The sequence below is a fragment of the Campylobacter sp. BCW_6465 genome (assembly GCF_001762815.1).
Lineage (GTDB): Bacteria > Campylobacterota > Campylobacteria > Campylobacterales > Campylobacteraceae > Campylobacter_D > Campylobacter_D jejuni.
In genome coordinates, this window is sequence record NZ_MJXN01000070.1 from 54588 (window position 1) to 69509 (window position 14922).

At 31.4% G+C, this 14922-nt stretch carries 11 protein-coding genes and 2 pseudogenes; 4 read left to right on the forward strand and 9 right to left on the reverse strand.

All coding sequences use genetic code 11. The features are described 5' to 3' along the window. Window positions 1–342: 342 nt before the first annotated feature. The 6 genes from AJ886_RS04205 to nspC form a co-directional block, all read right to left on the reverse strand. Window positions 343–1275 (reverse strand): formate dehydrogenase subunit gamma, encoded by a 933-nt coding sequence (locus AJ886_RS04205; RefSeq protein WP_002862161.1) that lies wholly within the window; start codon window positions 1273–1275, stop codon window positions 343–345. Next, window positions 1272–1913, reverse strand: a complete 642-nt coding sequence (gene fdh3B / locus AJ886_RS04210) for a formate dehydrogenase FDH3 subunit beta (protein WP_002851264.1) — start codon at window positions 1911–1913, stop codon at window positions 1272–1274. Before fdh3B ends, AJ886_RS04205 begins: the two co-directional genes overlap by 4 nt. Beyond that, complete coding sequence (locus AJ886_RS04215; RefSeq protein WP_083267242.1) at window positions 1910–4714, reverse strand: formate dehydrogenase subunit alpha; 2805 nt, start codon at window positions 4712–4714, stop codon at window positions 1910–1912. Before AJ886_RS04215 ends, fdh3B begins: the two co-directional genes overlap by 4 nt. Next, a complete protein-coding gene (locus AJ886_RS04225; protein ID WP_002851537.1) occupies window positions 4714–4905 on the reverse strand; it encodes a twin-arginine translocation signal domain-containing protein in 192 nt (63 codons plus the stop codon). The genes AJ886_RS04215 and AJ886_RS04225 overlap by 1 nt, the downstream gene beginning before the upstream one ends. Continuing rightward, on the reverse strand, window positions 4880–5593 hold the full coding sequence (locus AJ886_RS04230; RefSeq protein ID WP_002851502.1) for a molecular chaperone: 714 nt from the start codon (window positions 5591–5593) through the stop codon (window positions 4880–4882). The genes AJ886_RS04225 and AJ886_RS04230 overlap by 26 nt, the downstream gene beginning before the upstream one ends. A 303-nt stretch (window positions 5594–5896) precedes the next feature. Further along, window positions 5897–7045: a carboxynorspermidine decarboxylase gene (gene nspC / locus AJ886_RS04235; RefSeq protein ID WP_070285098.1), complete on the reverse strand. Its 1149-nt coding sequence runs from the start codon at window positions 7043–7045 to the stop codon at window positions 5897–5899. 123 nt (window positions 7046–7168) lie between these two features. On the opposite strand from nspC, the gene cueO reads away from it, so the two are divergent. The 4 genes from cueO to AJ886_RS04255 are packed head-to-tail and all read left to right on the forward strand — an operon-like array spanning window position 7169 to window position 10574. Beyond that, entirely contained in the window at window positions 7169–8710 is a 1542-nt protein-coding gene (gene cueO / locus AJ886_RS04240; protein ID WP_070285100.1) for a multicopper oxidase CueO, read from the forward strand. A gap of 1 nt (window position 8711) precedes the next feature. Then, a complete protein-coding gene (locus AJ886_RS04245) occupies window positions 8712–8933 on the forward strand; it encodes a MoaD/ThiS family protein (RefSeq protein ID WP_002779488.1) in 222 nt (73 codons plus the stop codon). Further along, window positions 8934–9380, forward strand: coding sequence for a molybdopterin synthase catalytic subunit (locus tag AJ886_RS04250; RefSeq protein ID WP_070240632.1), 447 nt, complete (start codon window positions 8934–8936; stop codon window positions 9378–9380). A 3-nt stretch (window positions 9381–9383) separates the two neighbouring features. Further along, window positions 9384–10574: a molybdopterin molybdotransferase MoeA gene (locus AJ886_RS04255; protein ID WP_070240633.1), complete on the forward strand. Its 1191-nt coding sequence runs from the start codon at window positions 9384–9386 to the stop codon at window positions 10572–10574. Window positions 10575–10935: 361 nt separating this feature from the next. Here AJ886_RS04255 and cas2 read toward each other — a convergent pair whose 3' ends face one another. The 3 genes and pseudogenes from cas2 to cas9 form a co-directional block, all read right to left on the reverse strand. Then, window positions 10936–11367, reverse strand: coding sequence for a CRISPR-associated endonuclease Cas2 (cas2, locus tag AJ886_RS04260; protein ID WP_002797817.1), 432 nt, complete (start codon window positions 11365–11367; stop codon window positions 10936–10938). Then, window positions 11360–11940 (reverse strand): annotated as a pseudogene (gene cas1 / locus AJ886_RS04265) (type II CRISPR-associated endonuclease Cas1); the annotation flags it as partial. The pseudogene cas1 and the gene cas2, both read right to left, overlap by 8 nt. After that, window positions 11937–14853, reverse strand: a pseudogene (gene cas9 / locus AJ886_RS04270) (type II CRISPR RNA-guided endonuclease Cas9). The pseudogenes cas9 and cas1, both read right to left, overlap by 4 nt. Between the last annotated feature and the right edge of the window lie 69 nt (window positions 14854–14922).

Below are 14922 nucleotides of genomic sequence, written 5' to 3' on the forward strand. Positions count from 1 at the left end.
AAATGCTAAAGTTTAAAAAACCTAGTGTTTATGGAGATTAGAATGATTAAAGAACAATATTTATAATTGCTTTAATTGTTCTTATTCTTATAGCTAATTTAATCAAACAATAAAATATGTTAAAACCTTACTTAGTCAATCTTTAAACACAAATTCTTACTAGGCTTTGGTAGAGAGTTTAGCCTAGATCAAATCTCACCCCAAAATAAAAATCTAATTTAATTAAACTTATTTTATTAATGAAAAAAAGTCCTTAATATAAAATATCGAATTTAAGTATAAGAATTTTATAAATATTTAAATTTAAAAATCTCTCTTAAACTAAGAGAGATTGATAAAAAATTAAATTTTCACATTAGGATCATAAGAAAAACTAGGTTCAATTTGCTTTTTATTGCTTAATTCTTTATACCAATAAGAATGTAAAATATAAACCTCTTCTTCTTCTTTATAACCACTAATCATAGAATGGATACTGCCTTTGATTGCAAATACTGCCATATAAATATGCACGCCAAAAAACACTGCACACACTATACCCAAGAAATTATGCACTATAGCTGAAATTCTTAAAAGTTCAATTTGAGTTAAACCAAAAAGACCTTGAATTGCCGTGGAATTAAAATCAAGAAAATACATAAATCCACCTGTAATTATCATCAAAAATCCACCAAAAACAGCAATATAATACCAAGATTTTTGACCAAAATTAAACTTACCTGCAGGTACAGGACGTTTTACTTTGCTTAAATAACCACCTACTATCATCATCCATCTGATATCATAACTTGCAGGAAGCATTCTTTTAATCCACCATAAAAACATAGGGATTATAGAGATGATAAATAAAACCGTTGCAAAAGCATGTAAATTTTTACAAACCCTTACAAAAAGTCCGCCTCCAAAAGTCGCCCCAAACATCATCACAAAACCAGTTGGCACTAAAATCACCCAAGAAATTGCTGCGATAAAATGAAAAAGTCTTTCAAATAATGTAAAAGCATAAATTTTCTTTCCATCGTGTGAAAATTGCTTAGGTCCTATAACCATATAATGCAAAGCAAATGCAGATAATACCGCAATAACAGCGATTAAAGCTATAGTAGCTATATATTCACCTTGCAAAGTTGTCCAAAGTTTGCCAAAAGTATCATAATTTGGGATATTTGTAATACGATGAAAATCCCAAATTTGAGTATCTTGTCCCATTCTCTCGCTACCATAAGCAAATAAATTCACTACGCTTAATAAAAGCGTTACAAATACTTTTCTCATAAGCGTTCCTTTCCTGTGTAAGCAATCTTCCATTCCAAACTTTCCGAAGGATTTGGAATGCCATAATTTCTATTCATCAATCTATTGTGATAAATCTCTTCTATTTTAGAACTTTCACCTACTAAAAGTGCTTTTGTCGAACACATCGCAGCACATACAGGAACTTTTCCTTCTGCGATACGATTTTGACCATAGAGTTCTCTTTCTTTTTCTGAATTCGTTGCTTCAGGGCCACCTGCACACATAGTACATTTATCCATAATGCCTTTATTTCCAAAAACACTATCTTTTGGAAATTGTGGTGCACCAAAAGGACAAGCATAAAGACAATATCCACAACCTATGCAAATTTCTTTATCATGCAAAACGATACCATCAGCACGGATGTAAAAACAATCCACAGGACAAACGATAGAACAAGGAGCATCATCACAATGCATACAAGAAATAGAAGTTGAAACTTCTTTTCCTTGAATTCCTTCATTTAAAGTAATCACACGGCGGCGGCGAATATGAATAGGAAGCTCATGTGCTTCATCACAAGCTACCGCACAACCATTACAATCAATACAACGCTCATTATCACAAAAGAATTTCAAGCGTTCTTTTTCTAAATTTGCAAAATTTACCTTACTCATTTTCCATCCTTACTGATTCTACAAAGCCCACCTTTAGTCTCTGGAATCTGACACATGATATCATAACCATAATTTGTTACCGTATTAGCACTTTCTCCACTTGCATAAGGCTTAGTTCCTTCTGGGAAATTGTGCGTTAAATCCACGCCTTGCATAACTCCTGTAAAATGGAAAGGCAAGAAAATCATATCTTTTGCTACACCTGGATTAACCTTCACTCTTACATGAATTTTAGTACCTTCTGGAGAATGTACCCAAATCATATCTCCTACTTTAATGTCTTGCTCTTTTGCTAATTCAGGATTGATCTCACAAAACATTTCAGGTGTTAAACGCGTTAGATACATAGATGCTCTATTTTCCATACCTGCACCATTTAAATTCACAAGTCTTGCAGTAACAAGATTAAGCGGGAATTCTTTAGAATAATCCTTAGCTTGTTGCACAGACACAAATTTAGTATCCACGCGGTAAAGCGCTTTTTGATCTTCAAAACTTGGATATTTTTGCACCAAATCGTTTCTTGGAGAATGTAAAGGCTCACGGTGGAGTGGAATTTTATCTTTAAAAGTCCAAACTACAGCTCTAGCTTTAGCATTTCCATAAGGAACTATGCCTTTTTCTATACATTTAGTTGCTATGATATTGCTATCATCATAAGACCAAGTTGATCCCATTTTTTCTTTTTCTTGAGCACTTAAAGTAATACCTAAAACTTTTTCTATATTATCTTTAGTAATTTGTGGATAACCTGTATCAATAGGTGAATTTAAAGGTGCATTTTTAGCAAGTAAACTCTCTCCTTCATATTCAAGTCCAAAATTGTTTCTAAAGCCCATACCACCTTTTGCTACTTCAATGTCGGTATTATAAAGCACAGGAGAACCTGGGTGCTTATCACTCCAACAAGGCCAAGGAAGCCCGTAATACTCGCCAGCAACTTCGTCTTTTCCTTCTAAAGTTACCTCATCAAATTTATCCCAGTATAAAGTATGCTTTTTAAGCCTTTCAGGACTCCAACCATTAAGCCCTATACTTCTAACTGCTTTTGCAATTTCTCTTGTTGCATTTTCAGGCCAAACAATCTCACCTTTTTCATCGCGTAAAGTCTTGGTAAAGTCTTCATAAAAACCTAATTTTTTAGCAAGCTCAAATAAAATTTCTTGATCTTCCATGCTTTCATAAAGTGGATCTACAACTTTAAATCTCCATTGTCCGCTACGATTTGTTGCTGTTACACTTCCGCTTGTTTCAAACTGTGTTGCTGCAGGTAAAAGATAAATTCCATCTTTTCTTTCTGCAATAATCCCTGCTTCATTTACAAAAGGATCAGCTAAAACTAAAAGCTCTAAAGCTTCCAAACCTTCTTTAACTTTTACTTGTTGTGCAGTCGAAGTGATACCATTTCCCATAACTACTAAAGCTTTTAAAGGCGTTCCTGCATTATCGATAGCATCATTGCCATCTTTTCCATTTAAAGCCGCTGCCCACCATCTAGCAAGTGAAAGTCCGGTTTTATGCATCCAATCTTTGCTTACAAAATTTCCTAAAAGCCACTCATAATCCACACCCCAAATTTTGGCATAGTATCTCCAAGTCGCTTCATTTAAAGGATAATAACCTGGTAAATTTTCGCTCAAACAAGCCATATCTGAAGCACCTTGAACATTATCGTGTCCGCGTAAGATATTAACTCCACCACCAAATTTACCTATATTTCCAAGTACCATTTGCACAATAGGTGCTAAACGTGTATTTGAAGTTCCTACAGTATGTTGAGTTAAACCCATAGCCCAAATAAGCGTAGTTGGTTTGTTTTTAGCTACTTCGTGAGTGATTTGCACCAAAAGTTCTTTAGAGATCCCTGTAACATTTTCCACTTCTTCAGCTGTCCATTTTGCTGCTTCTTCACGAATTTTATCAATTCCAAAAACTCTTTCATCAAGATATTTTGTATCTTCCAAGCCTTCATCAAAAATGATTTTTAACATTCCATACATGAAAGCAATGTCAGTTCCTGGACGAATTCTTGCATAAATATCCGCTTTTGCTGCACTTTTTGTAAATCTAGGATCTACAACGATAAGCTTTGCACCTTTTTCTTTTGCTTTTAAGAAATGTCTAAAACCCACAGGGTGATTTACCGCTGGATTTGCTCCAATGATAATGATACATTTACTTCTTTGGATGTCTCCAAGATGGTTTGTCATAGCGCCATAACCAAATGTATTCGCCACACCGGCGACTGTTGCGCTGTGTCAAATTCTAGCTTGATGATCTACATTGTTCGTTCCAAAAAATGCTGCAAATTTTCTTATATAATAAGCTTGTTCATTATTAAGTTTTGCAGAACCTAAAAACATAACACTTTCAGGATTTTCTTTACGATAAGCAGCTAGTTTTTCTCCGATCTCACTTAAAGCTTGCTCATAACTTATGCGTTTCCATTCTCCATTTTCTTTTTTCATAGGATATTTTAAACGCACATGTGAACGCACCATATCGATCATATCAGATCCCTTGCAGCAATGTCCACCTGAACTCACAGGATGATCTTGAGCGATTTCTTGACGCACCCAAACACCATTTTGCACTTCTGCAATAATCCCACAGCCTACAGAACAGGCTGTACAAACTGTTTTTACTTTTTTACTACCTTCATAAGCTTCTTTAAGCTCATCAGCACTCGCTTCTCTTAAAGTTTCACTTCTAGCAAGCAACGGTGTTGCCAGGCTTGAAAGTGCTGCCATTTTAAGAAAAGAACGACGCGTAAGCTTGATATTTTCACCTACACTTGACATTACTCAGCCTTTATATAATAATTTTCCCAATTAGCACTTCTTTGAAAAAGCACTTCTTTTTTCTTGCTTTTACCTTTAACCAAATCTTTTCTTTCTTCATCTTTAGCTAGAGCTAAAGTTGTGCTACCAAGCACTCCAGCAGCCCCTAAGGCAAAAGCGGATTTTTTAAGAAATTCCCTGCGATTTTTCACGAGTCCTCCTTTGTTTATTTGCTTCTCTTCTTAAAAATTCCGAACGCGATAGATCATTTTGCACTTTTTTAGAATTTATTTTTGCAGGTTTTTCCACTTCAAAGCAAAGTCTTTCAAATTCCATAAAAGCCGATGCAATACTTGCAATTTCCTTATATAAATTCGCATTTTTATTCATGAAAACATCGCCTAAAAACTCATCAATGCTTTTATTGATCACTTTTTCAAAAAGCTCTTTGGCTAAATCATCTTCATTTTGCCTTAAAAATTCACTCATTAACAATAAACAAAATCCAACACTATCTTCACTTTCTTTAAAAAATTTTTCATTGCGTCTTATTTTACTTTTGACTAAAATTTGACGCACGCAAAGTAAAGGATTTGAATTTTCAAAACCTTCTTCTATGTAAGAAAAAGTCGTTGGAATGCTGTTTTTAAGACTTAAAAAAAGCAAATCATATTCTTTAAAAAATGCTTGTATAGAATTTTCATCATCTAAATGCTTAAGCAAGATATCAAAATTTGATTTTAAATTTTCATCAAATAAACATTCTTGCATTGTCTTTAAATACTCTTGTAATTTTGACAATCTTTCTTCAGAAAATGAAAAAACAAAAAGCTCTCCTAGACATTGATAATAAAGACTTCTAGCTAATCTTAATTTTTCCAAATCCATTAAAGCCCCCATGCATTCAAAATTTTCAAAAATAGCTTTAAATTTTGCTTGAATGAATATTATGCAAAATATACCTAATATTCATTTTAAAGCCGATTTTTAAATCAATTTATCTTAATACTATTTGATTTAAAAATCACTGAATTTCAATAAAATTCCACAAGGATTTAAAATATTAAAAAATCATACCAAAGTATTGAAAATTAGATATTTGAGTTGATTTTATATTTGAAAAAATAAAATACTTTGCATAAAATTTATATCTTTGATTCTCTTCCGAGTAAAATTAACATTTTATGCAAATTATAAATAATACTAATTTCTTAAAGAATAATCCTTATAAGAAAATTCTCTTATCATTTGAAGTTCATTTTTTGCATTTAAAAGCATGAGATTTGGAAGTCTTATACCATTAAAAGTTGTGTTTTTCACAATGGTGTAATGAATTTGATCTAAAAAAACAATTTTATCGCCGATTTTAAGCTTTTTATCAAAGGCATATTCTCCCATTACATCACCCGCTAAACAAGTATTTCCAGTAAGCAAATAGGAAAATTCGTTCTCTTTTAAGTCTGAAATTTTTTCATTTTCTCTTGTGGCTAAAATTCTAGCATTTAAAACTTCACTTGTATAAGGCATGATGATAGTATCTGGCATATGTGCTTCGCTTGAAGTATCTAAAATAGCAATTTGTTTTTCATTTTCTATGATATCTACTACACTAGCCACCAAATTTCCTGTTTGCCAACCCACCGCTTCACCTGGTTCAAGATAAACTTGTACACCATATTTATCACTAAAATTTTTACACAAAGCAATAAGTTTTTCAACATCATAGCCTTTTTTAGTGATGTGATGTCCTCCTCCAAAATTCACCCATTTCATTTGCCCTATCCATTTACCAAATTTCTCTTCAAAGACCTTTAAAACAGCTTCTAAAGCGTCAGCACTTTCTTCACAAAGTGCGTGAAAATGAAGTCCTTCTATAACATTTAAATCCACATTTTCAAAATCTTTAGCACGAATTCCAAGTCTTGAGTATCTTCCACAAGGATTGTAAAGTTCTTTTGGGGCTAGAGAAAATTCAACATTACAACGAAGACCTAAGGAATTTTTTTGTGTTTTAGCTTGAAATTTATGAAATTGGGCTAAAGAGTTAAACACTATATGATGAGATAAGCTGGCTATTTCACCTATTTCATCTTCTTTAAAAGCAGGTGAATAAGTATGAATTTCTTTATCCATATATTCTTTAGCAAATTTTGCTTCCCAAAGTCCGCTACAAGTACAACCTTTTAGATATTCTCCAACAATTTTCATCGCTCCTGAAAAAGCAAAACCTTTTAAAGCTAAAAGCACTTTAGCACCACTTTTTTCACCAACGCTTGCTAAAAGCTCACAATTTTTTCTTAATTTATCTTCTTCTAAAATATAAGCTGGAGTTTGAATTTTTTCATAAAACATTATTTTTCCTTGATTAAATTGCTAAAATCATAACAAAATTAAACCAAATTTTCAAAATAAATATTTACTAAAACTAAAAAAATAATGACTATAATACAAAAAATCAAGCAAAAGGAAAAACTAATGAATAGAAGAAATTTTTTAAAATTTAATGCACTTACTCTAGCAAGTATGGGTGTAGCCTATGCAAATCCTATGTACGATATGCACTCCATGCATAAAAATCATTCTATAAATCATGACTTAGATACTTCTTTTATAAACTTTGCTCCAAAAAATTTAAAGCTTTTAGATCCAAAACAATTCCCCCAAGGAGAAATTTTAAAAGCCTTGCCTTTACTCAAAAATGAAAGTAAAGAAAAAAATATTTTTCGTACTACCCTAGAAATCAAAGAAAATCATATAGAGCTTATCAAAGGTAAAAAAACCTTATTTTATACTTACAATGGCCTCGTGCCTGCTCCAAAAATAGAAGTTTTTGAAGGAGATAAACTTGAAATTTTAGTCAAAAACAAACTCAAAGAAGCTACAACTATACATTGGCATGGCGTTCCTGTGCCACCTGATCAAGATGGAAGCCCACATGATCCTATCTTAGCAGGAGAAGAAAGAATATATCGTTTTGAAATTCCTCAAGATAGCGCAGGAACTTACTGGTATCATCCACATCCTCATTATACGGCTTCTAAACAAGTTTTTATGGGTTTAGCAGGGGCTTTTGTGATCAAAGCAAAAAAAGATGCTTTAAGTCATTTAAAAGAAAAAGATTTGATGATTAGCGATTTGCGTCTTGATGAAAACGCTCAAATTCCAAACAATAACCTAAATGATTGGCTAAATGGTAGAGAAGGAGAATTTGTACTCATTAATGGACAATTTAAACCTAAAATCAAACTCGCCACAAACGAACGCATACGCATTTATAATGCTACTGCGGCAAGATATTTAAATTTACGCATACAAGGAGCTAAGTTTATACTTGTTGGTACTGATGGTGGACTTATAGAAAAAGCTATTTATAAAGAAGAACTTTTCTTAAGTCCTGCTTCTCGTGTAGAAGTTTTAATCGACGCTCCAAAAGATGGGGAATTTAAGCTAGAAAGTGCTTATTATGATAGGGATAAAATGATGGTAAAAGAAGAACCTAATACCCTATTTCTAGCCAATATTAACCTAAAAAAAGAAAATGTAAAACTTCCAAAAAAATTAAAAATTTTCAAACCTTCAGAAGAACCTAAGGAATTTAAAGAAATAATCATGAGTGAAGATCATATGCAAATGCATGGTATGATGGGAAAAAGTGAAAGCGAATTAAAAATCGCTCTTGCATCTATGTTTTTAATCAATGGCAAAAGCTATGATTTAAAACGCATTGATTTAAGCTCCAAACTTGGAGTAGTTGAAGACTGGATAGTGATAAACAAATCTCATATGGATCATCCTTTCCATATACATGGCACGCAATTTGAACTCATCTCATCAAAACTCAATGGCAAAGTTCAAAAAGCCGAATTTAGAGCCTTAAGAGATACTATAAATGTGCGTCCTAATGAAGAATTAAGACTTAGAATGAAACAAGATTTTAAAGGGCTTAGAATGTATCATTGTCATATTTTAGAACATGAAGATTTAGGAATGATGGGAAATTTAGAAGTAAAGGAATAAAATGGTAAAAGTGGAATTTTTAGGCCCCATAAATAAAGAAAATTTAGAACTTGAGGTAAAAAATTTAAAAGAATTAAAAGAAATTTTGCAAAAAGATGAGAGTTTAAAAGAATGGCTAGAACTTTGTGCCGTATCTTTAAACGATGAAATCATTTTTGATGAAAACACTAAGTTAAAAGATGGTGATAAAATAGCACTTTTACCGCCAGTTTGTGGGGGTTAAATGAAACATTTTACACTTTATCAAGGTTCTTTAGATATTCCTAAAATTTATAGCCAATGGTATAAATTTGCCAAGGATAAAAACTGCGGTGCTTTACTGACTTTTTGTGGTATTGTGCGTGAAGAAGAAGGCATTGAGGCACTTAGTTTTGATATTTATGAACCGCTTTTAAAAAAATGGTTTGATGAGTGGCAAAAAAGAGTAGATTTTGATGGTATTAGCTTGCTTTTTGCTCACTCTATAGGCGATGTGGCGGTTCATGAAAGCTCTTATTTTGCAGGAATTTTAAGCAAACAAAGAAAATTAGGACTTAAACTTCTTAATGAATTTGTTGAAGATTTTAAAGCAAGTGCACCCATTTGGAAGTATGATGTGATAAACAAAGAAAGAATTTATGCCAAAGAAAGATCAACCAAACTTTGCGGTGCAGGACTTTTAAAAGGATAAAAAATGTTAATGTCTTATGAAGAAAGTTTAAAAATTTTACATTCTCATATCAAAACCTATGAAAAGATTGAAAAAATAGCTCTTACAGAGTGTTTAGGACGCATTTTAGCTCAAGATATAAAAGCCCCTAAAAATCAGCCTGAATTTCCAACTTCGGCTATGGATGGTTATGCGATCAAATTTGAAGATCAAAATAAAACTTTAAAAATTTTAGGCCTCACACCTGCGGGCACTATGCCACAATTTAGCGTGCAAAATGGTACTTGTGTAAAAACCTTTACAGGCTCACTCATGAGCGAAGGAAGCGATACTTTAGTCCCTGTTGAAAATGTACGCGTAGAAAATGATACTCTTTTTATAGAAAAAAAAGTTCCTCAAGCTTTTGCCGTGCGTGCAGTAGGAGAAAACTATAAAAAAGATGAAATTTTACTCAAAAAAGGCACAAGGTTAAATTATAGCGAGATAGCTCTTTTGGCTGAACTTGGATTTTTTCACATTAGTGTGTTTATAAAGCCTATTGTAGGGGTTTTAAGTAGTGGAAGTGAGATCAAAGATCTAGGAGAAGCCTTGGAAAATCCTGCTCAAATCCGCTCTTCAAATCATATCGCCATAGCTAATTTAGCTAAAAATTTAAATTGCGATACAAGGGTTTTTCCTCTTTTAAAAGATGATGAAAAGGCTACTTTTTCGACCCTTGAAAGTGCTTTGCAAAGTTGTGATATTTTGATTACAACAGGCGGGGTTTCTATGGGAGATTTTGACTTTTTAAAAAAAGCTGTAAAAGAATATGAAATCATCATCGATAAAGCCGACATAAAACCAGGCAGACATATCAAAATAGCTAAGGCTAATGAAAAATTCATTATCGCCTTACCAGGTTTTCCTTACTCGGCTATGGTAATGTTTAATCTTTACGCAAGAGAGATTTTAAACTCTTGGTTACTTCAGCCTAAAGACTATATTTGCAAAGCCTTCTTACAAGGAAGCTACAAGAAAAAAACACCTTATTTGGAATTTGTCGCTTGTAACATAAAGTTTGAAAATGGACGCATTTTAGCTAATCTTGAAGGTAAAAAAGAAGGCTCTAGTGCGATTATAAACAATCTTAACAATAAAGCTGCCCTTATGGTGGTGCCAAAAGAATGTGAAATGTTAGAAAATGAAAGTTTAGTGGATATTATCTTTATGCCTTAAAATTATTTAAATAATTTTATTTCGATTTTAATCAACCATAAATTTCAATAAATTTCAAATTTGCAACCTCCTTTTAGTGGAGTAATTAGCCCTAGCGGAGTTTCAATCCACTAGGGTTTTTAGTCCCTTTTTAAATTTCTTTATGGTAAAATTTTGCAGATAAAGAAAATAAATTCCATGCAGTTTTAGTCCCTTTTTAAATTTCTTTATGGTAAAATAGATATTTACCAGATAATGAAAATTTCAGGGTTTTTTAATAAAAATAGCAAAAATTATGCTATAATCTCATAAGAAATTTAAAAAGGGACTAAAATAAAGAGTTTGCGGGACTCTGCGGGGTTACAATCCTCTAAAACCGCTTTTAAAATTCAAATAAATTTTGCTGGTGATATTTTTCTTGTTTTTTGTTTATTTGAATTTCTTCATTATTTGAATTTTTGTATTTAAATTCTCCATGACTATCTATATCAAAAAGCGTTAAATTAGTTTCGTTATTAACTTTTTCGTTAAAAACTATGCCACCAAGCAAAAGCTCCATTTTATCAAACTGCTTTTCAGTGATGATTAAAGCCCTTACATTTCCATAAGGTGGCAAAATCTTTTTTACATTTTCAATAGAACTTTTTGCGGAACTTAAACCCTTGCAAATACGCATATAAACGCTAAATTGCAGCATAAAATAACCTAATTTTATAAGATTGTTTCTAAATTTACTTGCTAGTTTTTGCTCTTTTTTACTTTTAGTTGGCACATCAAACATCAAAAGCACACGCATAAATTTATCTTCAATCATCAAATTTCACTATCTTTAGTTCATCTTCATACAATAAAGCATTTTTAAAATTTGCCACATAATGATTTATCGCTCTATTTAAAGGATAATTTTGCCCATCAAAATTGATTTTGCTTTGTAAATTGCTAATTAACGCTCTTTTGTCATCTTTGCTTAAAAACTCACTTTCACCCTTAAGCTTTAAAACACAATCATCAACACTAGCCCTAAACACTTCTATCAAATCATCGCAAAGCGCAAAAGAATTATAAATATTATCGTGCTTTATGCCAAGCCAAGGCAAAAGTCCACTGATACAAACTGCTCTAATAATACAAGCCCTAATGATTGCATGGCCATAATTTAAAGCAGAATTTTCAAAACAAAGCTCATCTCTTGAAAAAGAAGCACCAAATAAAGTTTTAAAATACAACGCCGCCGTAACAGCTTCAATATTTTACTATCATTTAAGCTTGCTTTTTTAGCCAAATTTATAAGCTCATTCATTTGCTCTTTTGTGATTTTTGCACTTTGAAAATGCCCTAAAAAAGGAGTAAAAACACCATTTATACTATGAGTTTCATCGTAACTCATTTTTTAGAATCTTCTCTTTGTCTAAACTCAGCCTTTGTCACTTCTCCAAGCACTGAAACTATATATTTTTCAAATACTTTTAGATTTTAAATTCTTATACTTTTTGCAATGACTTCTTTTTCATTTGCATTTTTAAACAATATTTTTTCATTTTTGCTTAGCGTTTCAAATTTATTATCGTGTTTTGAAACAGTTAGGCTAGCATTTGAGTTATCTAGCCTTTCATAATAAACAAATTCTGGCTCTTGCATATCTTTAGTTTGAATTAAAATCAAACTATCTTTGTATAAAGAAAAGCAAAACTCATAATTTTCATCCATTAAAATCCAGTCTTTTATCTCACCTTTTTTACTTCGTGCTACAGCTTTATTTGGTAATACTTTTAAAGCAAAATCCATAGTATAAATTGGCACAGCATAAAATTTATTTGTCTTTTTGTGTTTAAAAATATCCACTCTAAACATATCGCCATTTTTAACTATTTTACCATTTACTTTGCGGATTTTACCAAGCTCTAGGGCTTTTAAAACTCCTTCTTTTCCGCCGTATGATTGATAGAATTCTTATTCTTTTCTAAATGTTTCTTCATGTAAAGCTCCACTTGGCTTTTTTCTCTCAGGTTTTGAGACAAAAATTTCATCAATTTTATCTAAAAGCTTTTGCCTAAAACCACTAAAAGGCTCAAAAAACTTCCTTTTGTTTTTATAATCTAATTCACTAATTTTTTTGCATAAAGCTCTGCAGTGTTGCTTTCTTGCTCTTTTTTAAAATCTGAAAAATCCTTTACGATAGAATTATTTACATAAGCAATAATTGCTGCATCGATGGCGTGATGAAGATGATTGTTTCTATTCTTAGTGCTAAAGCCCCAAGTGTGCCTTAAAGCGGATGTTAGCATACCGCTTTTTGCTTCTACATATACTTTTGAGACTTTTTGTGTATCGTTTAATTTTGTATTTTCATCATCGCTTAAAGGTAAAAAATCTAAATAATCTTTAGTATAGTTTAAAACAAGCCTTGCGATGTAGCGAGTATCGTTTAGATTTATATCTTTAAAGTCTTTTTGCTCTTTGTCTTTGTAATTTTTATCTAAAATTCTTTTTTGCTTTTTAATAGATAGGTTTTTTGCTAAAACTTCAATTTTCTGCCATTTTGCACTATCATTGCCAAAGGCTTTAAAGGGGTTTTATTAAGTTTTTCTTGATTTTGCTTGGTAAAAACTAAAACTTTATTCATGTAAGAATCATCAAAACTTCTAGAATAAGGGTAAATATGGTCAATTTTAAGCATTTTTTTATCTTGCAAATCACTAATTTTAATCTTTTCCCCACTATAAACACAAAATTCTTTTTGTTCTTTAAATAATCTTAATTTTAAAATATTTTTACTATTTTTTTAAGCCTAGTTTTTCACATTCAAGTTCAGCGTCTTTTTTGGCCTTGTAGTTTTCGTTTTGCTCTTTTTCTATTTTAGCTCTTTAGTTGTGATTTTTATCTACTTCTCTTGCTAATTCAATGTTTATTTTATGCACTTTACCATATTTTTTAAGCAAGGCATTTAAGACCTTTCTATATTCTTTAATCGCCCTTAAAACCACAGGATTAGTTACTTCATCTTTGTAATAAGTTTCATTAAATGCGGGCAAAAAGTCTTTTTTATCTTCATTAAATGCTATTTTTAAATTAAGCTCACTGCAAGCTTCATCGTATTTTTTAAAGGAGTGATAAGTTTTAAGGCTTTAAAACTTATATTTAAATGGTTTTTAAATTCCAATTTGCTTAAGCTATCAATTTGATTTTGATTTAAATCATATTTTGCTAAAGCCTTTTTAAGCTTAATCTCATCTTTTATAAGGGTAATACTTTTGCTATTTCATTTAAATCATCTTGGCTTAAGCTATGCTCACCTAGGGCTTTTACAAATTCTTTATATTTTTTAAACTCAATAAAATAAGTTCCTTTTTCTCCTTTAAATTCATAATCATCACTTAAAACTAAAAGCTTTTTTTGTTTGTTTATAAGTTAGAGTGCCATTTTTTAAAACTTCATTTAAAAGCGTGTTTAAATCATCTTTTGTATATAAAATTCCTTCAGTATTTTTAAGATTATTTAAAAGATTGATAATTCTTGTAAGTACTACAAACATAAAGGCTAAGGGCGAATTTTTTGGCACTCATTTTTCACCAGTAAAAAACTACAATTTTCCACCAAATGAGAAAAATCCTTTAAAGCCCTTTTATAAAATACTACACTAAGCACCTCTTCTTCAAATTTTTTTGAAAAAGAAAGACCAAATTCTCTTTGCTTTTGAAAAATAAGCTTTAATTCATCTTTTAAAAAACTTTGCACTATACAGCGTTCATAACTTTCTTTTTTATTTCTAACATTTATAAATTCTTTGGAATTTTCTTTGAATTTTTGAAAATACTCTTTATAAAGATACTCGCCTACACTTTGATAACTTACTAATTTTTCTTCATTTTGCTTGATAGCTTTTAAAATCTCGCCTTTTTCTTCATCACCATTATTTTTAATATCATCATAGCCACGCCTTTTTGCAATATGTAAAATCACTCTTGCAAAATCTTACTTACTTAAAAGCTCGTTTAAAGCTCTAAATCTTAACTCATAAGGGCTAATTAAAGAGCCTTTATAAGCCTTAGCTAAACTCTCATCAAAGCTTTGATAATCTTCGTAATTTAGCGATTAAATGTCTAAGTAATTTAGCCTTGCTTTGCTTCTAGCAAGGTGTTTTCTAGCACTTCTTGCAAGGCGTCTAAGGCTAAGGATTCTCCTGTTTTAGGATTTTCAGCTTTTGTAAAATCCTAGCTCCACATTCTTTTAACTCATCATTTTCGCTAAATGCCCAGCCAATAGAGCTTATACCTATATCAAATGCCAAAATTCTTGCCATACTAAATCCTTTGTGACGTTTATGATTTATTTATAATTATAATACAAAAATCATTTTTTATGCAAATAT

Bases quoted from the DNA above. Each gene is read 5' to 3' on its own strand.
- cas2 (WP_002797817.1), bottom strand. From the start codon at position 11,367: ATGATTGAAGATAAATTTATGCGTGTGCTTTTGATGTTTGATGTGCCA.
- nspC (WP_070285098.1), bottom strand. From the start codon at position 7,045: ATGTTTTATGAAAAAATTCAAACTCCAGCTTATATTTTAGAAGAAGAT.
- AJ886_RS04205 (WP_002862161.1), bottom strand. From the start codon at position 1,275: ATGAGAAAAGTATTTGTAACGCTTTTATTAAGCGTAGTGAATTTATTT.
- cueO (WP_070285100.1), top strand. From the start codon at position 7,169: ATGAATAGAAGAAATTTTTTAAAATTTAATGCACTTACTCTAGCAAGT.
- fdh3B (WP_002851264.1), bottom strand. From the start codon at position 1,913: ATGAGTAAGGTAAATTTTGCAAATTTAGAAAAAGAACGCTTGAAATTC.
- AJ886_RS04255 (WP_070240633.1), top strand. From the start codon at position 9,384: ATGTTAATGTCTTATGAAGAAAGTTTAAAAATTTTACATTCTCATATC.
- AJ886_RS04230 (WP_002851502.1), bottom strand. From the start codon at position 5,593: ATGGGGGCTTTAATGGATTTGGAAAAATTAAGATTAGCTAGAAGTCTT.
- AJ886_RS04245 (WP_002779488.1), top strand. From the start codon at position 8,712: ATGGTAAAAGTGGAATTTTTAGGCCCCATAAATAAAGAAAATTTAGAA.
- AJ886_RS04250 (WP_070240632.1), top strand. From the start codon at position 8,934: ATGAAACATTTTACACTTTATCAAGGTTCTTTAGATATTCCTAAAATT.